This is a genomic window from Microbulbifer maximicatervae (SeqCode) (assembly GCF_052467225.1).
The window spans coordinates 4,212,021-4,233,003 of sequence record NZ_CP174303.1 but is presented as its reverse complement, the minus strand read 5'-3'; the positions used below and the strand labels follow the sequence as shown (position 1 = coordinate 4,233,003).

At 52.5% G+C, this 20,983-nt stretch carries 19 protein-coding genes and 1 pseudogene; 9 read left to right on the top strand and 11 right to left on the bottom strand.

Annotated elements, in window-relative coordinates; genetic code table 11:
- Positions 1–315: 315 nt before the first annotated feature.
- The 4 genes and pseudogenes from ACJJIZ_RS18230 to ACJJIZ_RS18215 all read right to left on the bottom strand — a co-directional run bounded on the left by ACJJIZ_RS18230 (position 316) and on the right by ACJJIZ_RS18215 (position 4,475).
- A complete protein-coding gene (locus tag ACJJIZ_RS18230; RefSeq protein WP_444914378.1) occupies positions 316–2,394 on the bottom strand; it encodes a S9 family peptidase in 2,079 nt (692 codons plus the stop codon).
- 464 nt (positions 2,395–2,858) lie between these two features.
- Entirely contained in the window at positions 2,859–3,401 is a 543-nt protein-coding gene (locus tag ACJJIZ_RS18225) for an NmrA family NAD(P)-binding protein (RefSeq protein WP_444914377.1), read from the bottom strand.
- Positions 3,402–3,514: 113 nt separating this feature from the next.
- A pseudogene (locus tag ACJJIZ_RS18220) lies at positions 3,515–3,724 on the bottom strand (SDR family oxidoreductase); the annotation flags it as partial.
- Positions 3,725–3,848: 124 nt separating this feature from the next.
- A complete protein-coding gene (locus ACJJIZ_RS18215; RefSeq protein ID WP_444914376.1) occupies positions 3,849–4,475 on the bottom strand; it encodes a cupin domain-containing protein in 627 nt (208 codons plus the stop codon).
- A gap of 157 nt (positions 4,476–4,632) precedes the next feature.
- On the opposite strand from ACJJIZ_RS18215, the gene ACJJIZ_RS18210 reads away from it, so the two are divergent.
- Positions 4,633–4,776, top strand: coding sequence for a hypothetical protein (locus ACJJIZ_RS18210; protein WP_444914375.1), 144 nt, complete (start codon positions 4,633–4,635; stop codon positions 4,774–4,776).
- A gap of 71 nt (positions 4,777–4,847) precedes the next feature.
- On the opposite strand, the gene dapE is transcribed toward ACJJIZ_RS18210, so the two are convergent.
- The 7 genes from dapE to map form a co-directional block, all read right to left on the bottom strand.
- Positions 4,848–5,981, bottom strand: coding sequence for a succinyl-diaminopimelate desuccinylase (gene dapE, locus ACJJIZ_RS18205; protein ID WP_444914374.1), 1,134 nt, complete (start codon positions 5,979–5,981; stop codon positions 4,848–4,850).
- Between the two features lie 94 nt (positions 5,982–6,075).
- Positions 6,076–7,107, bottom strand: coding sequence for a 2,3,4,5-tetrahydropyridine-2,6-dicarboxylate N-succinyltransferase (gene dapD / locus ACJJIZ_RS18200; protein ID WP_444893179.1), 1,032 nt, complete (start codon positions 7,105–7,107; stop codon positions 6,076–6,078).
- 21 nt (positions 7,108–7,128) lie between these two features.
- The gene (locus ACJJIZ_RS18195; protein ID WP_108734022.1) at positions 7,129–7,473 is read right to left on the bottom strand and encodes an ArsC family reductase; all 345 of its coding nucleotides are present in this window, start codon (positions 7,471–7,473) and stop codon (positions 7,129–7,131) included.
- A 2-nt stretch (positions 7,474–7,475) separates the two neighbouring features.
- The gene (gene nth, locus ACJJIZ_RS18190; protein ID WP_444914373.1) at positions 7,476–8,144 is read right to left on the bottom strand and encodes an endonuclease III; all 669 of its coding nucleotides are present in this window, start codon (positions 8,142–8,144) and stop codon (positions 7,476–7,478) included.
- Positions 8,145–8,218: 74 nt separating this feature from the next.
- Positions 8,219–9,391, bottom strand: coding sequence for a succinyldiaminopimelate transaminase (gene dapC, locus ACJJIZ_RS18185; protein WP_444914372.1), 1,173 nt, complete (start codon positions 9,389–9,391; stop codon positions 8,219–8,221).
- Between the two features lie 31 nt (positions 9,392–9,422).
- Positions 9,423–12,128 (bottom strand): [protein-PII] uridylyltransferase, encoded by a 2,706-nt coding sequence (locus tag ACJJIZ_RS18180; protein WP_444914371.1) that lies wholly within the window; start codon positions 12,126–12,128, stop codon positions 9,423–9,425.
- Positions 12,129–12,250: 122 nt separating this feature from the next.
- Positions 12,251–13,021: a type I methionyl aminopeptidase gene (gene map / locus ACJJIZ_RS18175; protein WP_282933678.1), complete on the bottom strand. Its 771-nt coding sequence runs from the start codon at positions 13,019–13,021 to the stop codon at positions 12,251–12,253.
- 325 nt (positions 13,022–13,346) lie between these two features.
- Between map and rpsB the strand changes: the two genes are divergently transcribed.
- From rpsB to rseP, 8 genes are all read left to right on the top strand, one after another.
- Positions 13,347–14,093: a 30S ribosomal protein S2 gene (rpsB, locus tag ACJJIZ_RS18170; protein ID WP_282933677.1), complete on the top strand. Its 747-nt coding sequence runs from the start codon at positions 13,347–13,349 to the stop codon at positions 14,091–14,093.
- A 113-nt stretch (positions 14,094–14,206) separates the two neighbouring features.
- Positions 14,207–15,070: a translation elongation factor Ts gene (gene tsf, locus ACJJIZ_RS18165; RefSeq protein WP_282933676.1), complete on the top strand. Its 864-nt coding sequence runs from the start codon at positions 14,207–14,209 to the stop codon at positions 15,068–15,070.
- Positions 15,071–15,232: 162 nt separating this feature from the next.
- Positions 15,233–15,970 (top strand): UMP kinase, encoded by a 738-nt coding sequence (pyrH, locus tag ACJJIZ_RS18160; RefSeq protein WP_282933675.1) that lies wholly within the window; start codon positions 15,233–15,235, stop codon positions 15,968–15,970.
- Positions 15,967–16,524 carry a ribosome recycling factor gene (gene frr / locus ACJJIZ_RS18155; RefSeq protein WP_282933674.1) on the top strand — a complete coding sequence of 186 codons (558 nt, stop codon included), beginning with the start codon at positions 15,967–15,969 and terminating at the stop codon, positions 16,522–16,524. Before pyrH ends, frr begins: the two co-directional genes overlap by 4 nt.
- Positions 16,524–17,279 (top strand): polyprenyl diphosphate synthase, encoded by a 756-nt coding sequence (gene uppS / locus ACJJIZ_RS18150; protein WP_444896534.1) that lies wholly within the window; start codon positions 16,524–16,526, stop codon positions 17,277–17,279. The genes frr and uppS overlap by 1 nt, the downstream gene beginning before the upstream one ends.
- A gap of 122 nt (positions 17,280–17,401) precedes the next feature.
- A complete protein-coding gene (locus ACJJIZ_RS18145; protein ID WP_444914370.1) occupies positions 17,402–18,247 on the top strand; it encodes a phosphatidate cytidylyltransferase in 846 nt (281 codons plus the stop codon).
- Between the two features lie 109 nt (positions 18,248–18,356).
- On the top strand, positions 18,357–19,541 hold the full coding sequence (ispC, locus tag ACJJIZ_RS18140; protein ID WP_444914369.1) for a 1-deoxy-D-xylulose-5-phosphate reductoisomerase: 1,185 nt from the start codon (positions 18,357–18,359) through the stop codon (positions 19,539–19,541).
- A 60-nt stretch (positions 19,542–19,601) separates the two neighbouring features.
- Positions 19,602–20,957, top strand: a complete 1,356-nt coding sequence (gene rseP, locus ACJJIZ_RS18135; RefSeq protein WP_444914368.1) for an RIP metalloprotease RseP — start codon at positions 19,602–19,604, stop codon at positions 20,955–20,957.
- Positions 20,958–20,983 lie beyond the last annotated feature (26 nt).

The following is a 20,983-nucleotide window of genomic DNA, read 5'->3' as shown; positions in this document are numbered from 1 at the left end:
AGTCAGTTTATTTGGCGGATAAACCTTCTGAAACCTTATTGCTCCAGTGGTATAGCTGGGGCTTCTTAAAAGCAGGTTCAAAAATTCTGTCCTTTTAATGAGTTAGGCCCATGTCGAAAAAAATTAAGTAATTGCCATTTTTAAACTTTCACGATAAATGCCGTAGAGGATGCCTAAGTTTTTGGTCTCTGATGAGCTGAGAGCTGTTTGCGCATTCTAGGTTAGAGATATCTTCATAGCTGAAGTTAACTTGTATGTTTACTGCAGTGGTCTATATCGATATCTTCAGGAGCAAGCAATTTTTCTGCAAGATATCTAGTTATTAGCTAATTCCGGACTATTTGGGTCAGGTTTATGATGCTCGAACCAGTAGAGAATAGATGCAACTTTAGTTATCAACTGGCTTGGTTTGCGAGCAATATCGTGGGAGGCATTGGGCAAGCGTACCATTGCTGTATCTACTTTGTTTAGTTTTAATGCTTGGTAGAACTGCTCGGTTTCAGAGATTGGAGTCCGGTAGTCCTCCTCTCCAGTCAAAAGCATGGTAGGGGTAGTAATATTACCTACATAGGTTAAGGGAGAACGCCGGCGATATTCTTCAGGTTGCTCCCAAGGGGGTGCAGAGAACCAGTATTTGGTGAAATAGCTAGAAAAGTCAGAAGTTAATACGAAGCTTTCCCAATTTATGATAGGCTTCGCCGCTACAGCAGCACGAAAGCGATTTGTCTTGCCAATGAGCCAAGCTGTCAATGTGCCCCCGCCGCTACCACCAGTCGCAAATAGCTGATCTTCATCTATATACTCCTGTGCAATCACGGCATCGACCCCAGATATCAGGTCATCGTAATCTTGACCTGGATAATTGTGATGAATTAAGTTGGCAAATTCATGGCCGTAACTAGTAGAGCCTCGGGGGTTGGTGTATAGAACTACATAGCCAGCTGCAGCATATAGCTGCACTTCTGCGGCGAATCTTGGACCGTAGTTATAAAATGGACCTCCGTGGATTTGTAACAATAGTGGGTATTTTTTCATTCTATTGAAATTAGGTGGATAAGCGATCCATCCTTGGATGTTGCGATTATCAAATCTGGATTTGAAATTAATCTCTTTTACTTTGGCCATTTCACGCCTGCGGATCAGCTCGCCGTTTAAATCGGTAAGTGTGCGAATCTTGCCGTTGTGAATAAATGCTAACTCAGCAGGACGTTGTGCGTTGGCTTGGAGGTAAGCTATATCTGCATTCTTGGAAACTGCAAAATTTACCCTGTAAAATGGTCGGCCGGGAAACGCGAGTGATGATCCGCCGGCATCACTTGTTATTAGGCTTTTCTCGCCGCCTAATTTTTGGATCACTATTTTTGTGGAGCCGTAGTCGTCATAACTATATGCGATGCGGTTACTGTCCTCCAGCCATTTAAAACTTGAAATGCTCCGATCTTCTACTGTTTCAATTCTATAAGAACCTCCGCTATTCAGCTCCATTATATATAGCGAATCCTGGTGATACCCCAGACGCTGATCGTCAAAGCCCAGGTAGGCAAGCTTTGTGCCGTCGGGAGAAATTTGCGGGAAGTAGTCGGGCCCAAATCTTTCTGTAATCTGTTTAACTTCTTGATTTTTAATTTCGACTCTATATATATCTGAATTTAATAGTTCAATTTCTTGGTCTAAATGTATGTTTGCAGAGAAATAAATTGAATCGCCATTTGCGCTCCAGGCGAAGCTGTCTATGCGATTGTGTTTGCCGCTGGTAAGTTGATGTGGTTTGTTGCCCTCTAGAGAAACTACAAAAATCTGAGCGTATCCTTTTTGCAAGTAACCCAGGGAGTCAATACGATAAATATTACGGTCAATAAACTTCGGAGTAGGTGCCCATTTTGCTTTTTTAGGGGGTGTGGGAACCTGGAACGGAAGCTTTTCACTTTCTGGTACAAACGTAGTGAAGGCGATTTGCATGCCATCTGGCGACCACTGAAGATTCGAGGGAGGCATTGTCAGTTGGCTAATTTGGTGGTTTTGGCCGTTGTTGAGTTCAAGAATGTGAATCTGAGGGCTGCCACTGCTAGTACTTATGAAAGCAAGATTATTTCCGTTTGGGGATAATCGAGGCGAGTGATTCAAAAAATTGCCAAAGGTTAGCTGGCGGTGAAGTTTCCCATCAGTAGTTATTTGCCAAATATTAGCGCGTCTACTGTCCGATACTTCATCTACTGAATTACGGGTGTAGTAAATACTATCGCCGTTGGGACTAAACTGTGGATCCTCAGCGTATTCCAGGTCAAATATGTCTTCATAGCTAAACTTTTGGAATTGCTCACTTTCAATAGAGTGGGTTGGAAGTGTCAGAATCGCGATAAATCCGGCAGTGATAAATGTTATAAGCCTTTCCATAGTCAGTGAGCTCGTTTTTTATTATTGGATGGAGCATAACGAAGGGAGGATATCTTATGGGAAAAATACGTTGAGTTGCTATATTGAGAGGATAGTCAGTTTATTTGGCGTATAAACCTTTTGGAGTTTTACTTTCCCAGTGAGGAAAGCTGGGGCAAGTCAAAAGCAAACTTTATACTTTCTCCTTTTTTGAGCGCGCAAACTAAGCCAAGTTAATCGAAATGGTAGCTCTGTTAATACTTTCCGATAAATATCTTTGAAAGTATCAAACTGGTCGACCCCAACCATTTCGTTACACTGTGTGAATAGTAGTTTTTCGGGTTCTAATTCGGTAACCACAATTCTGGTGGGCACGGTACTAATGGGACCTGGGTGTGTATTGGGCTAACGGCACAAAGGGCGACCTACCACTACGATAATAGCGACTGTATTGAAAAGGAGGTGAGCTACGGTACTTGGTGGCTTTAGGTTTCACTCTGCCATGTGTTAGCCGTTTCCTCTACGAAACTTCGATAGCTTCGCGGACCCTGCGGCAAAAGTGCGGCTTGAGCCTCGAGATCTTCCTGATGGATTGGATGGCCGTTTGTTTTGAACCAGCGATGCATGATCAGAAGATCGAAATTCAGCCACGGAGGCACAATGGTTTCGATGCTGTTGGCAAATTCTTCCGGCGTTAGGTCAGGGTAGATGACGGCGTGCCCAAGTGCTATAGACCAGAGTGCGGCGGTTTCATTGCCGTTAGGGGCATCCAAACTCGACAAAAGAAATACTTCGTTCTTCGCCCTTATGTCTAAGAGTGCTGACGCTGCTGCGAGCGCAACATCACGGATATCAATGCGTGCAACCGGGTGGGGCCCCAACGGCGTTGTATAAGCACCTGCAGTGATCACATCCTTCTGAACAAGATCATTCTGAGCGAAGTAGGTGGGCCGTAGTATCGTGTGCGCGATCCCACTTGCTCGCAACGCTGTTTCAATGGCGAATTTTCCACCCGCATGGGGAACCATCGGTGCGCGAACTGCAAGATCGCTCGATAGATAAACGATGTGCCTGGGGGGGATTCAGCGGCTATCGCCAGCGTGGAGAGGCCTTGCTGGGTCTCCTTGGGGCTATTTGCGATGAGTAGAAATGCACTCTCAACCCCCTTAAATGCGGGCCTCAGGGTGGCAGGGTCGTCCATATCGGCAATAACTGTATCAATATCATCGGGGAGACTTGCGGCATAGGCAGTCGATCGTGTGGCGACCCGGATCTTTGCCCCACTCGCATACAAGATCGGAATGAGGGCCCGGCCGACGTTTCCTGAGCCGCCAAAGATAAGGACAGTCATCGATGTAATCCATTGATGCTCAGGGCCAGACTGCGCAAAAGAATGCGCGAAAAGGTTTGTCGGCGTGCCACCCTACCGGGGCATTCAATGGTACGAAGAAGCTGTCGCCGGCGTGGAAGGTCTCTTAGCTGTTTGACGTTGTGACCCGTACCGACCCCTCCAGCATACATATCAGCTCGCTCCGACTGAAATCTGTGATATCGCAACGACAAGGGCCGGATATTAATGTGCCGACCTGGATCCTGCCATCACCAGACTCGTATGCCAGATGCCGGGCCTGGTGTGGCTCTAGAGCGCTGAGACTGGTCTCTCTGTAGTTGTCTTCTGAAATATTTGGAAGCGGGCGCACGACACTCAGCTTAGACGGATCAGTCTCTGCAGGATACTCATCATTGAATAAATTGATAAAGTACTTGCGGTAGTATACCGGCCAGTCCCATGCGCAATTAAGGCCTTGCGGGAGGAAAAATGGCTCTCCAGCAGAGATAACTTCTTTGTGTCCTGTTTCGTCGATAATGCCGACGTGGCCCTCGATCAGAAGCATGAACTCAAAGAGCGGATAGGGATTGAGCCCTGTGCTGCTTCCGCCAGAGCAATCCCAGGTCCCAGTGCAGAGGCCGTTGCGCTCAAAGGCTTTATACCCTCGCTGGATAGGTGTCGGGCCGGTAAGAAAAGAGGGAGGGATGACAGCCCAGGACTCAAGGCCTTCGCCACTTGGGTTGTGCGGGTCCAACTTGATTACGCTTTTCATGGCGTCTTTCTCGAGGGCTCGAGTTGGTGGCAGGAGCCGCGCGACTCGAGAATCAGTGAGCGGTTGGTGGTCGTCGGCGCGATTCACTAAGTATCCCCGCCGCAACTCATTTAGTAGTCTAATCCAACTTGGCGACAGCTGTTGCTCTCGATAAATTGTGTCGGCCCGAGCCACCCTGCACGGTCTGGAGCAATGGGGTGTTGTATTGGCAGAGTTGGCAAATACGCTGAATAGTAATATTCAAGAGGTAGCCAGTTTTTGGCAAGATAAACCTGTTGGAGTTTTACTGCCCCAGCCATGAAAACTGGGGCCTCTCAAAAGAATATTTTGATTTTTCGCCCTTTTCGAGCCTCTAGGTTGAGTCGGATTAATTTAAGTGAGTAGCTCTTTTAAGACTTCCCGATAAATATCTTTGAGGATATTCAGGTGGTCGGCCTCAACCCTTTCGTCCACTTTATGAATAGTGGCATTTACCGGTCCCAGTTCTACGACCTGGGCTCCGGTAGGGGCAATAAAGCGGCCATCGGAAGTGCCGCCGGCGGTCGATAGCTCCGTTTTTTCCCCGGTGATGGTGAGAATTGCCTGCTGAGTTGCCTGAACCAGTGGGCCTGCGGCAGTGAGAAAAGGCAATCCGGATAATTTAAAATTCGCCTCGTACTTGAGGTTGTGCTTATCCAGGATTGCGCGGGCCCGAGTCTCAAGGTCTTCGGCGGTTAATTCAGTGGAAAAACGCCAGTTGCAGAGTAAATCCACTTCGCCGGGAATAACATTGGTTGCGCCGGTGCCGCCATTGATATTGGAAACCTGGAAGCTGGTTGCGGGGAAGAATTCATTCCCCTGGTCCCACTCTTCGGCAGCGAGTTCAGCGAGAGCAGGGGCCAGGGTATGTATCGGATTCTCGGCCAAGTGAGGGTAGGCTACATGGCCTTGGGTGCCGAGAACTTTTAGTTCCAGGCCGAGTGAGCCCCTGCGCCCATTTTTTATAATATCGCCAACCCGTTCACTACTGGATGGCTCGCCGACGATACAGCAGTCAATCTTTTCTCTCTGCTCCTCGAGCCACTCGACAACCTTAACGGTGCCGTTTGTTGCGGGGCCCTCCTCGTCGCTGGTGATCAGAAATGCTATGCGACCACTGTGGTCTGGGTGTGCCGCAACGAACTCCTCACAGGCAACCACCATGGCTGCCAGGGAACCCTTCATGTCCGCCGCACCGCGGCCATATAGAAAACCGTCGCGAATTTCAGGCTCGAAGGGGGGGCAGCTCCAGTTTTCTTCTGGGCCTGTGGGTACGACATCGGTGTGTCCGGCAAAGGCGAGTAGGGAGCCTTCACTAGAGCCATCGCGTACAGCCCAAAAATTATCGGTGTCGTCTCTGCGCAATTTTGTTACCTGGAATCCTATTTTTTCCAGGCGCTGGATCATAAGGTCCATACAGCCCGCATCTTCTGGGGTAACAGAGCGGCGGCGAATCAGGTCGAAAGCGAGTTGGAGGGTGGGAGTCACTTGGGCTTTCCTTGTATAGGGAGATGGGCCGCAAAGAAGCGGCTAGAGGGGTGGGGTGCATCGGTGCGGAACTGAAGTTCCGCACCGTGCAATTTTAATTGCTGTGTAGAGCTTCATTGAGCTCGATAGCACTCTTGTTGGTGAGACATTCCACTGCACCATTAGTGGAGTTGCGGCGGAATAGTAAATCGGATTTTCCGGCCAGGTCTCTGGCCTTGATGTGCTCTACCAGCTTGCCGCTGTCATCGAGCAGTGCGATTTTAGTTCCAGCGGTAATGTAGAGCCCCGCTTCTACTGTGCAGCGGTCGCCAAGGGGAATGCCGATGCCGGCATTAGCGCCGAGCAGGCAGTTATCGCCTACCGAGATAACGATATTCCCGCCGCCGGAAAGCGTGCCCATGGTGGAGCTGCTGCCACCGAGATCGGAACCGGCGCCGACAAATACCCCGGCGGAAATACGGCCTTCAATCATACCGGGCCCTTCGGTGCCAGCATTAAAGTTAACAAAGCCCTCGTGCATGATTGTGGTGCCTTCCCCAAGGTATGCGCCCAGGCGCACTCGAGCGGTGTGTGCGATACGAACCCCAGCCGGTACTACGTAGTTGGTCATTTTGGGGAATTTATCCACGCAGGAGACATCCAGGTATTCACCTTTGAGTCTTGCATCCAGTTGTCGCTGCGGTAATTCCTCGAGATCAATGGCTCCCTGGTTGGTCCAAGCGACATTAACCAGCTTGCCAAAAATACCGTCGAGTTTGGTCTCGTGGGGTTTTACCAGGCGGTGGGAGAGAAGATGTAGCTTTAGGTAGGCCTCCGGCACGGACTGCGGGGCTTCGTCAGTAGCCAAAATAACTACTGCGAGTGGTCTTTGGGAATTGGCGAATTGCTGCAGGATTTCCGCCTGGTCAGCGGCGCCTGCACTGTGGAGAGCATCGGCTAATTTCTGTAGTTGGGTGGAGTCCAGAGGCAGACTGTGATTTCCCTCTGCCACGCCGAGAGTTTCAGTAACCGCGTTAGCGATTTCTGCGCTAGGTTTAAACAGGGGTTTGGGGTAGTAAACTTCGAGCCAGTCGCCCTTGCTGTTACAGGTGCCGACACCAAAACCGATGCTGTAAATATTGCTCATGGTGGTTTTCTCCTAATTCGACTAGCTTTGCAGTTGTTCGAAGGTCGCCTCTTTAAAACCGAAAAGGGTTTCCTTTGAGGTGGTGGTGACCGGGCGTTTGATTAAGGTAGGGGTCGCACTGGCCAGATCTAAGGCGAGTGCATTGTCCATTTCGTTTTTCTGTTCATCGCTCAGTTCACGCCAGCTCGTTGAGCGGCGATTCAGGACCTCTTGCCAGCCAAATTTATCCAGCCATGCTTGAAGGGGGACATCTTCCATGCCGTCTACGCGAAAATCGTGAAAGCGATAATCGACTCCATTTTTCTCCAGCCATTTGCGGGCTTTTTTTACGGTGTCACAGTTTTTAATGCCGTACAGAGTAATCACGGTTACGCCTTTTTGGTTTTCTTGGGGTTTTTACGGTTGGGGTAGCAGGTTGTGCAGATTTCACAGACGGTGCCGTCGCAGCCCCGTGCAGAGCAGAACTCGCGACCGTAGAAAATAATCTGCAGGTGCAATTTATTCCACTTGTCTCTTGGGAACAGCCGCTTCAGGTCTTTTTCCGTCTGGGTGACATTTTTGCCATTCGTCAGGCCCCAGCGTTGGGCCAATCTGTGAATGTGAGTATCGACGGGAAACGCCGGGTGCCCAAAAGCCTGTGACATAACCACGCTCGCCGTCTTGTGTCCGACCCCGGGTAGGGTCTCCAGCGCGGCCATATTCTCGGGCACTTCGCCGTGGTATTCGCTGATCAGGATCTGCGAGAGCTTGCTGATGGCTTTGGATTTTTGCGGGGAGAGGCCACAGGGGCGAATGACTTTTTGGATCTCCTCTACTGGGACCTGCGCCATATCGCTGGGGTTGTCTGCCAGCTGCCAGAGCGCAGGGGTTATCTGGTTGACACGCTCATCGGTGCACTGCGCGGATAGGAGTACCGCAACCAACAGGGTATAGGAGTCTTTGTGATCGAGAGGAACGGGAGTTTCCGGGTAGAGTTCCTCCAGGCGCTGCAAAATATAAGTAACGCGCTCTTGCTTGAGTAGATTTTTTACTGCCATTGTTAAGATATGCCTGGGCGTGAAGTTCCTGTATGTGCTCGAGTTGTCAGTTGTTCTTGAAAAGTGGGTTGGCCTTACCTGCAAAATGCCTTTATGCGGTGTGCAGCTTCGATGCACTCTTGCAGTGTTGCTACCAGTGCCAGGCGCACATACTCGCGACCGGGGTTCAAGCCGATGCTATCGCGGGCGAGAAATGCACCGGGAAGTACCGTGATATTTTGCGCCTCGTAGAGTTCCCTGGCAAAACGCTCACCATCCCCGACCTTGGGCCACAGATAAAAGCTTGCCTGTGGCTGTTGTACCTCTAGGCAGCCGTCGAGAATTTCGAGAACTGAAGAAAACTTTTCACTGTAAAGCGCGCGATTCTGGCGGACGTGTTCCTCATCCTGCCAGGCTGCGATCGAAGCATATTGATTGGGCAGCGGCATGGCGCAGCCGTGGTAAGTTCGATAGAGCAAAAACTTTTTCAGCAGATCGGCATCACCGGCGACGAAGCCCGAACGAAGCCCGGGTAAGTTCGAGCGCTTTGATAGGCTGTGGAATACTACACAGCGGCGAAAGTCTGTTCGCCCCATTTCCTCGCAGGCCTGTAATAGTCCTACCGGCGGTGATGACTCGTCAAAATAAAGCTCCGAATAACACTCATCGGAGGCGATGGTGAAATCGTAGCGGTCTGCCTTCTCTATCAGCTGTTTAAAACCTTCAGCTTCGAGAAGAGCGCCGGTGGGGTTGCTGGGAGAGCAGAGGTAAAGCAATTCGCATTGCTGCCAAACCGATTCCGGAACCGAGGTGAAATCTGGTTTGAATTGGTTTTCTGCCACACAGTTAATAAAGTGCGGCTGCGCCCCGGCGAGAAGGGCCGCGCCCTCATAGATCTGGTAGAAGGGATTGGGCATCAGGACTTTGCTGCCTGCGGAAACGGTCGCCTGGGCGAATGCAAAAAGTGCTTCCCGGGTCCCGTTCACCGGCAGCACCTGGCTATCTGCGCTCACATTGGAGAGCTGAAAACGCTGGCTCAGCCAATCGGCGATCGCCTGCCGCAGGGGCTCGATTCCCTTGGTCAGTGGGTAGGCGGCAAGCTTGTCCAGGTGTCGAACTAGTTCTGCACTGACAAACTCCGGTGGCGCATGCTTGGGCTCACCGATGGACAGTGCAATATGCGGTTTGTCCGCCGCTTGGAGGCCCTCTTTCAGGGCTTGCAGCTTGGTGAATGGGTAGGGCTGCAGCTGTTCCAGATTTGGGTTCATGGTCGTGAGCGGGCCTCGGGCGTTTTTTCGGTTAGGCGTCTTGGTTGTTCAGTTCCAGGCAAATGGCTTTTTCCAGTGCGCCGTTGGCCTCGATGTCGGTAAGTGGTGATCCCTCGGCGTCGGTAATATGAAAAATATCTTCGACTCGTTCGCCGAGTGTCGAAATTTTTGCATTGTGCAGGCGCAGATCGTGGGAAATAAAAATTCGCGCGATGCGGGCCAGCAAGCCGGGTCTATCGGCACTGGTAATTTCCAGGGTGCTGTAATGATCGCCGGGCTCAGTGGAGAGATGAGCCTGGCTCTTCAATTCAAACATTTTAAGGCGGCGGGGCGTACGTCGCTGAATGATCTTTGAGTAGTCCTCAACCAGGGCCAATTCCTGCTGTAGCGTGTCGCGAATCTGCGCTAGGCGCTGGGGTTCGTCCAGTAGCGGTTGGCCCGCTTCATCCAGCACGTAAAAAGTATCCAGCGTATAACCGGAGGCAGAATTGTACAGGCGCGCATCGTGAACGTTCAGGTTGAGCATATCCAGCCCGGTAACCGCTGCGGCAAATACGTTGGCTCTATCAGGCGTGTAGACAAAAACTTGGGTAGCGCCATCGTGCTCGCCGGGCCCCGAGTTTCGCGTTAAAACCAGGGTGTCTTTTTGGCTGGTGTCGGGGCTGCTGTGCAGATCGTGGATGGCCGAAGTGTGCCAGGTGATATTGTCAGCGGTCTCGCGAACAAAATAATCATCCCCCATTTGCGCCCAGATATTTTCCACCGAAACTTGCGGAAGTCCCATAGCGTCCAGTTTTTCCATTGCCTGGCAGCGGGTTTCCTCGATAATTTCTTCTCGGTCGATAGGGTTTTCCAGGCCTCGGCGCAGGGCGTGCCGGGTGGCTTGGTAGAGCTGGCGCATCAAGCTGGCCCGCCAGCTGTTCCAGAGTTCCGGGTTGGTGGCATTGATATCTGCGACTGTGAGGGCGTACAGGTAGTCCAGATGTTCGCGGTCACCCATTTCACGGGCGAAAGCGTGCACGACTTCGGGATCACTGATGTCCTGCTTCTGTGAAACCTGGCTCATCAATAGATGCTTTTCTACAAGCCAGCAAACCAGACGCCGGTCGCGGGCGGGCAGGTGGTGGCGCTGGCAGAATTCCGCTGCATCCACAACGCCCAGTTTGGAGTGGTCGCCACCGCGTCCTTTGGCGATATCGTGGTAGAGACCGGCAATATACAGCAGTTCCGGTTGGCGCATGCGCTCGAGAATTTCCGCTGCAATCGGGAATTTTTCCCGCGCCTCGGGGCTCCGGAAGCTGCGCATATTGCGCACAACTTGCAAGGTGTGGGCATCCACGGTGTAGATATGGAATAAGTCGTGCTGCATTTGCCCGGTTACCTGCCCAAATTCTGGTAGGTATCGCCCGAGAATGCGGTAGCGGGTCATTCGGGATAGCTGGGTCGACAAGCCCCGGGGTGAGCGAAGCAGCTGCATAAACAACTGGGTATTTTTCGGATCTGCGCGGAACTGGTCGTCGATCAGGTGTCGGTGCTCGCGAATCAGGCGGATGGTGGAGGCCCGTACCCCGCTAATATCCGGGTTGTTGGCCATCAGCACGAAGATCTCGAGCAGGGCCGAGGGCTCCTGATTAAATACCTGGGGGTGGGTAACCTCAATATTGCCGTCGCGCAGCTGGAATCGCTCATTTAGCGGAATGACCAGCTGGCTGCCTTTGCGCTGAAGGATGGCTTCGCCGAGATATTGGAGAAGTACATCGTTCAATTCCTGCAGTGCCATCACGATGCGGTAGTAGTTGTGCATAAACTGCTCAACGGCGAGCTGGGTGTCACTATCCACATAACCGAATTGCTTCGCCAGTTCTCTTTGGTAGTCAAACAGCAGTCGCTCTTCCGCGCGGCCGGCGAGCAGGTGCAAGCCGTAGCGCACACGCCAGAGGAAGGTTTCCCCGGACTGTAATATGGCGAACTCTTCCTCGGTAAAAAATGCCTTGCCCTGCAGTTGCTTTAGGGTGCGCACTTGGAAAAAATATTTGGCAACCCAGGCAATTGTCTGGATATCCCGCAGGCCCCCGGGAGAGTTCTTAATATTGGGCTCAAGAATATATTCAGCAGCCTGCTGATTGCTGTGCCGCTTTTTCTGTTCGGCGAGCTTGGCTTTGAAGAATTCTTCGGTAGGCCATAGCCTTTTGTGTTCCATTTGTGCAGTTAGTTGCTCGCCAACAGTGCTGTCGCCGACAACTGTGCGGGATTCGGTGAGGTTGGTGGCCACGGTGATGTCCTTCGCGGCCAACTCCAGGCACTCCTCGATATTTCGTACAGAGTGGCCGATATCCAAGCCCAGGTCCCATAAAAAGGCTACCAGGCGCTCTATGTTGTCGATGGTATCCGGGGTTGGGTGATCGCTGGAGAGGATGAGTAAATCGATATCGGAGTGGGGGTGCAGCTCTCCGCGCCCGTATCCGCCCACAGCGAGAAGCCCGATACCGTCTCTCCACTCGAACTGGTGCCAGGCGTAATGCAGAAGGCAGTCTATAAACAAGGCTCGCTCGTGTACCAGCGTGACAACGTCCTCTCCCTCGCGAAAACGCTCTGCCATTTGCCGTTCGGCTGCGCCGACAGCATCTTTGAATATCTCCAGAGTGGGTTTGTCGCCGGAGCTTAAATCCCTGCGAAAACGGGACTGATCAAAGAAAAACAGGGGGCGTTCAAAATAGGGAGGGCTGACCGGCTGCATGGGAAGTCCGTTTGGCTCTTGGGCTGCCGCAGGTGGGGAGCGGCTTGGGTTCGGTTTGCGGAGATCCGCTACTGTAGTGCCGCGAGTAATGCACTTATTCCTCGCGGCCCGTCAGTACGGCTTTAGAAGTTCTCCTCGCTGCGTGCTGTGAGCACTTCTACGCCGTCGCTAGTCACTGCCATGGTGTGTTCCCATTGAGCGGAGAGGCGGCGGTCCTTGGTTACCGCAGTCCAGCCATCTCCCAACACTCGCGTGGCCGCTTTGCCTGCGTTAATCATGGGTTCAATGGTGAAGGTCATGCCCTCTTTGAGTACTTCCCCAGTTCCCGGTTGGCCGTAGTGAAGAATTTGTGGGTCTTCATGGAAGACGTCGCCGATGCCGTGTCCGCAGAAGTCGCGTACCACTGAGTAATAGTTTTTCTCAGCGTGCTGTTGGATGACGTGGCCAATATCGCCGAGGGTAGTGCCGGGGCGGACAATTTCGATGGCCTTGTACATGCACTCCTGGGTGATTTGTACCAGGCGTTCAGCGTGGGCGGCGGGCTTGCCGGCAAAGAACATCTTGCTGGTGTCACCGTACCAGCCATCTTTGATAACAGTCACATCGATATTGATGATGTCGCCCTTTTTGAGAATTTTGCTCTCGGAGGGGATGCCGTGACAGACCACTTCGTTAACGGAGGTACAAATAGACTTTGGGAAGCCGCGATAACCGAGGCAGGCCGGGATCGCTTTCTGTACTTTCACGATGTGTTCGTGGCAGCGTCGATCCAGTTCTTCGGTTGTGACTCCTGGAACGACATACTCGCCAATCATTTCCAGCACCTCTGCGGCGAGGCGGCCTGCGGTGCGCATCTTGGCGATTTGTTCTGGGGTCTTAATGGCTGAGGTCATGCGTATCCTTTGTTTCTGGGTTGGGGCGGGTAGCGCCCAAGAGGCGGGCTATTGTAGCGGATTGCTGGCTGTAGGACACATTTTGCCGCTATTGGCGCAAGGATGGCCCAGGCGTCTCGCCAATAGCATTGCGGCGTGATCATTTGCGCGAAATCGGTGCCAATTCTTCACTATGGAATGCACTTGTGGTATAAAGCGCGCCGCCTGGGGATGCTCTCTGGGCGAGTAAAAGCCGCACACGCATCGACACATGTGTCTGGGTGCCCTGAAAGGGGTTGACGCATGGGATACGTGGAGGACTAACCCGTATATATAGAGGTTTATTATGCCGCAAGTAAGTATGCGCGATATGCTGCAGGCTGGTGTTCACTTTGGTCACCAGACCCGCTACTGGAACCCGAAGATGGGTCAATTCATCTTTGGTGCCCGCAACAAGATTCACATCATCAACCTTGAGCACACTGTACCGGCTTTCAACGAAGCCCTGCAGATCATCAAGGGCATGACTGCTCAAAAGAAAAAGATTATGTTCGTTGGCACCAAGCGTGCTGCACAGAAGTCTATTAAAGAGCAGGCAGAGCGTTGTGGCCAGCCTTACGTCAGCAACCGCTGGCTGGGTGGTATGCTCACCAACTACAAAACCATCCGCGCTTCCATCAAGCGTTTCCGTGAGCTGGAAGCCCAGTCTCAGGACGGTACTTTCGAGAAGCTGACCAAGAAAGAAGCTCTGATGCGTACCCGCGCCATGGATAAGCTTGAGCGCTCCATCGGTGGTATCAAGGATATGGGTGGCCTGCCTGACGCGATCTTCGTAATCGACGTTGAGCACGAGCGCATCGCTATCCAGGAAGCTAACAAGCTGGGTATCCCCGTAATCGGTGTTGTTGACACCAACAGCGATCCCGCTGGTGTTGATTACGTGATCCCCGGTAACGACGACGCTATCCGCGCAATCAAGCTGTACACCACAGCTGTAGCCGACGCAGTACTTGCTGGCGCTGCAGAGGCTGGTAACACCGTTGCGAAGGACGAGTACGTCGAAGCTAACGATGACGAAGCCGCTGCAGAGTAATTTGCAGGGCTAAGTGGTGTAACACAGTCGTTTTACACTGCGAACTCAAAAAGGGGCCCGAATTACGGCCCCTTTTTTCTAATTTTTAGTGACAGAACCCCGAGGATTGAATCATGGCGATTACCGCGTCTATGGTAAAAGAACTGCGCGAGCGTACCGGCCTGCCGATGATGGAGTGTAAGAAAGCTCTGACGGCTGCTGATGGCGACATCGAAAAGGCGATTGAAGACCTGCGCAAAGCCTCCGGCCTGAAGGCCGCCAAGAAAGCTGGCCGCACCGCTGCTGACGGCGTTGTTGCCGCTAAAGTTGCAGAAGACGGCAGCTACGGCGTACTGGTTGAAGTGAACTCCGAGACTGACTTCGTTGCTCGCGATGAAAACTTCCAGGCGTTTGTTGCCAAGGTTGTGGAGAAGGCATTTGCCGATCGCCAGCAAGACGTAGCTGCCCTGATGGAAGGCGAGCTGGAAACTGCTCGTGAAGCACTGGTTCAGAAAATCGGTGAGAACATCGGCGTGCGTCGTATCGAGCTGGTTGAAGCCCCAGTTGTAGGTGCTTACGTTCACTCCAACAACCGCATCGCTGCCCTGGTAGCTCTGAGCGGTGGAGAGATCGAGCTGGCTAAAGATGTTGCCATGCACGTGACTGCGGTTAACCCGCAGGTGAACAAGCCGGAAGATATGCCTGCTGACGTCCTGGAAAAAGAAAAGGACATCATCAAGGCTCAGCCGGATATGGAAGGCAAGCCGGCTGAAATCGTAGAGAAAATGATGGGTGGCCGCATCAAGAAGTTCCTGAAAGAGAACAGCTTGGTAGAGCAGCCTTTTGTTAAGAACCCGGACGTAAGCATTGGCAAACTGGTTAAAGATGCCGGTGCCGATGTGGTTTCCTTTGTTCGCTACGAAGTGGGTGAAGGTATCGAGAAGGAAGAGGTGGATTTCGCAGCGGAAGTTGCGGCCCAGGTTAAGTCCTCTTCTTAATCGCATATTATTGGGTGCCCTCGGGCACTCAATCGCAGTGGGGTGCTTCCGCTGGGGTTTCTTGCCCACAGTGGAGCACCCCTCTGTGTAAATGACTGAAATTGTTGTAATGTTCAGCGGCAAGGCCTGGCCACTAACAGGTACATTGAAGGGGACTAACGAATGCCCGGTATTAAAGACCGCAAGTATAAGAGAATTTTGTTAAAGCTCAGCGGCGAAGAGCTGATGGGTGATCAGGGTTTCGGTATCAGTCCCAAGGTGCTGGACAAAATGGCCCTGGAAATTGGGCAGCTGGTTGGTATCGGGGTCCAGGTGGGCCTGGTTGTTGGCGGTGGTAACCTGTTCCGTGGCGCTGCGCTGAGTGCGGCCGGCCTCGATCGTGTAACTGGTGACCACATGGGGATGCTCGCTACGGTGATGAATGCCCTGGCGTTGCGCGATGCCCTGGAAAGATCTGACATCTCCTCGAGAGTGATGTCCTCGATTCAAATGAGCGGTATTGTCGATCACTACGATCGCCGTGCGGCTATTCGCTACCTGGAGCGTGGCGAAGTTCTGATTTTTGCTGCCGGTACCGGCAACCCTTTCTTTACCACTGATTCTGCAGCTTGCCTGCGTGGTATCGAAATTGAAGCCGAATTGGTTTTGAAGGCGACCAAGGTCGATGGCGTCTACTCTGCTGATCCCAAACTCGACCCGACAGCAACTCGCTATGACCAGTTGACTTACGATGAGGTTCTCGACAAGAAGCTCGGCGTGATGGATTTGACCGCTATCTGCCTGTGTCGCGAGCACAATATGCCTGTACGTGTATTCCGCATGGATAAAAGCGGGGCGCTGTTAAATATTGTGGTTGGCGGCGTGGAAGGCACCTTAATTGAAGAGGAAGTGAAATCGTGATTGAAGATATAAAAACAGACGCGAAAGCTCGTATGGGTAAGGCACTTGATGCCCTGGCTGGAAATTTCAACAAGATTCGCACCGGCCGTGCACACCCGAGTATTCTCGATGGCATCCACGTCTCCTATTACGGTTCTGATACTCCGTTATCTCAGGTTGCCAATGTTACTGTTGAGGATGCGCGCACTCTCTCCGTAACTCCCTGGGAGAAAAATCTGGTCCCGGATATTGAAAAGGCCATTATGAAGTCCGATTTGGGCCTCAACCCCAGCACAGCTGGTGCGGTTATCCGTATTCCAATGCCTATGCTGACCGAAGAGACTCGCAAGAACTTCACTCGCCAGGCAAAAAGTGAGGCAGAGACCGCACGGGTTTCCATTCGCAATATTCGTCGCGATGCGCTGGCTGACGTGAAGTCACTGGTCAAGGATAAGGAAATTTCTGAGGACGATGAGCGCCGCGCAAGTGACGACATTCAGAAAATTACCGATCAGTTTGTCGCTGATGTGGACAAAGCACTGGCAGCGAAAGAAAAAGACCTGATGGAAATTTAATGAGCATCGGTGGTACCGAGCTACATGCTCCCGGCCCACGTCACATCGCCATTATTATGGATGGCAATGGGCGCTGGGCTGCCCGAAAGGGCCTTTCCCCTTCAGCCGGCCACAAGGCCGGTGTCGAGCGTATCCGCGACCTGCTTTCAGCTTGTAAAGCCCGCGGCGTTAAAGCGCTTACTCTGTTCGCCTTCTCCAGCGAGAATTGGCAGCGCCCTCCGAAGGAGGTCGAGCTGCTGATGAGCCTGTTTAATTCCTATTTGCGCAAAGAGGCCCGGCGGATGCGGGAGGAGGGGGTTCGCCTGAGAGTTATTGGTCGACGGGACCGATTTTCTCCTCGCTTGCAGCGCGCTATAGCCGAAGCGGAAGATATCACCCGCGAAGGGACTGAGGGCGACCTGATAATTGCTGCTGATTACGGCGGGCGCTGGGATATAGCTCAGGCGGCCCGTAGATTGGCTCAAGAGGTTGCCGATGGTACGCGCTCCCCAGAGTCGATTACTGAGGATGTACTTGGTAAGTACGTACGGCTTCAAGATCTGCCACCGGTAGACCTTTTGATCCGCTCCAGCGGTGAGCAGCGTATTAGCAACTTTATCCTCTGGCAGGCCGCTTACAGTGAATTCTATTTTACTGATACGCTTTGGCCCGACTTTGACGAAGCCGAACTGGATAAGGCTATCGCAGAATATGAGTTACGTGATCGCCGCTTCGGCGGTCGCGCGGAGGGGGATGACGCGATCGCTCAGGCGTGATCCGGGCAAGTCTGCGGCGCCAGGCTTGCGATACAAATTGGTTGGAAATCTTTGCCGACACGCTCTTGATCTGTACAGAGTATCCAGACAGAGTGGTCAAGTTACTAACAAAGGGGTTTGCGGTGCTAAAACAAAGAATAATTACTGCTTTGGTGCTATTGGCACTGTTTATGGGGGTATTGTTTTTACTTCCAATGCAGTGGTTTTCACTGATATTTGTGGCGGTTATCTTGCTGGCGGGCTGGGAGTGGGCCAACCTCTCGAATTTGAATCGAGCCTTGCGCTTCGTTTTTTTGGCCGCATTAGGGTTAACCCTAATGGTCACGGCTCAATACGTCTTTTCAATGAGTTTTGATGATCCAGATATCGATCGCGGCCGCCAGATTCTGGCCGTGGCCTGTGGTTGGTGGGCGCTCGCTTTCTTGTGGGTGCAGAGCTACCCGTCCAGTGCTGCTCTGTGGGGCAACCGGTGGGTACGCGGCCTGATAGGCCTTGTTGTGTTAGTTCCAACCTGGTTGTCACTGGTAGTTTTGCGGGGCTTGGATCACGGAGCCTGGCTGGTTCTTTATGTGGTGGCGATCGTTGCAGCGGCGGATGTCGGTGCTTATTTTGTCGGCCGCAAGTTTGGTAAGCGGAAGTTGGCTAGAGAAGTTAGTCCGGGCAAGTCCTGGGAGGGCTTTTTCGGTGGCCTGGGTGCTTGCTTGATTTTGGCTCTCGTAACTTCCTACCTATTTGAGCTTCCACTGAAAAATACTGTCTTGTTCACTTTTGGTGTCTTGGTTACTGCACTGGCTTCAGTTATTGGGGACCTGGTGGAGAGCATGTTTAAGAGGCACAGAGGGATTAAGGACAGTAGTCATATGTTACCGGGGCACGGTGGCATCCTCGATCGGATAGATAGCCTTTCCGCGGCTCTTCCAGTGTTTACGATGGCCGCACTAGCGAGCGAGCTGCCGAAATACTTGTAGAGGCGTTTCCGCTCCAGTTTTGTGTTTTATTCGCTAGCGCCCAGCTTAATGCTGGGCGTGCAATTGTTTGGTGGCAGCAATATTGCTATCAGAGGTACGAAAAGGGCCTATGCAAGTAATTCCCCCGCAACAAATTACCGTTCTCGGCTCCACTGGTTCGATCGGCGTGAGCACCCTGGATGTGTTGGCGCGACACCCGGAAAAATATTCTGTTTTTGCCCTTACCGCCCGTGAAAGGGTTGCCGACCTTGCTCAGCAGTGTCGGCGGTTTAAGCCTCAATATGCTGTTGTTGTCGATGAGGCGCGAGCTGAAGAGTTGCGAGTACTGCTTGGCGATGAAGTGGATACGGAAGTCCTAAGTGGGGTGGAGGGTTTGTGTCGTGTTGCCTCCGATACTCTGGTCGATACAGTCATGGCGGCGATTGTAGGGGCTGCGGGATTGCGCCCAACCTTGGCGGCAGTAGACGCGGGCAGGAAAGTGTTACTGGCGAACAAGGAGGCGCTTGTTATGGCGGGCCCAATATTTCAGAGGGCCTTGAATAAGAGTGGTGCGCAACTGTTGCCGATTGATAGTGAGCACAATGCAATCTTTCAATGTTTGCCATTCCCCTGTGAGGATCTCGAAGCTGCGGGCGTGGAAAAAATACTGCTTACGGGTTCGGGCGGGCCATTTCGCACACGGGCTGCGAATGAGTTGGGGGAGGTGACGCCGGATGAAGCTTGTGCACACCCCAATTGGTCGATGGGCCGGAAGATCTCTGTTGACTCCGCCACAATGATGAATAAAGGGCTCGAATTTATAGAAGCGTGCTATTTGTTTAATGCGCGCCCTGAGCAGATTGAGATAGTCGTGCACCCCCAGAGTATTATTCACTCGATGGTACAGTACCGGGATGGCTCTTTACTGGCGCAGATGGGTAATCCGGATATGCGCACGCCTATCGCCCATGCCCTGGCTTTTCCCCTGCGCATTGATGCAGGGGTACCAGCTTTGGATCTGATTGCGCAAGGCAGGCTGGATTTTGAGGCCCCGGATTTTAATCGTTTTCCTTGTCTGCGTTTGGCGCGAGAGGCTGTTAATGAGGGAAAAAGTGCTCCAACAGTCTTAAATGCAGCGAATGAAATTGCAGTAGAAGCCTTCCTGGAGGGGCGTCTAGCATTTACTGATATTGCATTGGTGATAGAAAAAGTGATGAATAGGGCTCCCGTTGTTGAACTGTCGGGACTCGAGGCAGTCGAAGCCATTGATTTCAATGCGCGAGAACTGGCCAAGCAGGCGCTTGCCGCCCTCTAAACACATTGCCCGGCGTATAATGGCCGCTAAATTGCGTATGACAAGAAGTTGTAGCTGAGTATGGATCTAATTCAGACGGTAATCTGGGCCTTGGTGGCTCTCGGTGTACTGGTATCTTTCCACGAGTTTGGGCACTTTCTTGTAGCACGTCTATGTGGTGTTAAGGTGCTGCGCTTTTCTGTGGGGTTCGGCCGCCGGTTGATCTCCCGCTATGATCGCCACGGTACCGAATTCACTATTTCCGCTATCCCCCTCGGTGGTTACGTAAAAATGCTCGATGAGCGCGAGGGGCCTGTAGCGGCTGAAGAGCTGGATCAGGCGTTTAACCGCAAGAGCGTATGGGCGAGGATGGCGATTGCCGCTGCCGGCCCTGCCGCTAACTTTCTTCTGGCAGTTGTCTTTTTCTGGGCGGTGTTCCTCGGTGGAACAGCGGGCCCGGTGCCTATTGTGAAATCCGTTGAGCCCGGGAGTATTGCTGCGTCGGCAGGGCTCGAGCCCGGGCAGGAAATTGTGGCTGTCGATGGCGAGGCCACTCCCACCTGGCAGGCCCTTAATTGGCGCCTTGCCAACCGTTTGGGTGACAGCGGCACCATAGAATTCTCTGTTCGCTATCCGGATTCCAACCTTGAATACCATATGGTGGCGGATATCAATCGCTGGCTTGCCGGCCGCGAAGTTCCCGATCCGCTCGGGGAGATTGGTCTGCAGCTGTGGACTCCACCGGTGAGTATGACTCTTCATAATGTGGTGGAGGGGAGCCCGGCAGCCTCAGCTGGACTCAAGGCTGGAGACAAGATTGTCTCGACCGATGGCCGTGACTTTTCATCTTTTCAAAGCTGGACCGATTATGTGAGAGCCCGCGCTGGTGTTCCAATGGATATCACTGTCGAGCGTGGAGGCGAACTGCTGACGGTGTCCGTAACACCGGCGGAGATCAAGCTGGATAGTGGTGAAACCATAGGGCAGGTCGGAGTGCAGCCGGTATCAGAGACTTGGCCGGATGATCGAGTACGGATTTACCACTATGGGGTGGGTGGCGCTTTAGTTAAGGGCTTGCAGGAGACCTGGGATAAAACAGTCTTTACCCTGAATAGCTTGAAGAAACTATTATTTGGTCAACTTTCGACCAAAAACTTGAGTGGCCCCATTACCATTGCTAAAGTGGCGGGTACTTCCGCGGAAGCGGGATGGCAGTCTTTCCTGTCATTGCTGGCGTTGCTCAGTATTAGTCTTGGTGTACTCAATCTGTTGCCTATCCCGGTACTCGATGGTGGTCACCTCCTTTACTACGGTATTGAGGCGATCAAGGGGTCCCCTGTGTCAGAGAGGGTGCAGGTGATTGGTTTACAAGTGGGCATGGCCCTGGTGCTCTGCATTATGGGGCTGGCTCTGTACAACGATATTTTACGTTTGTAGTGCCCTGGATTGGCTTTTTTCCGGGC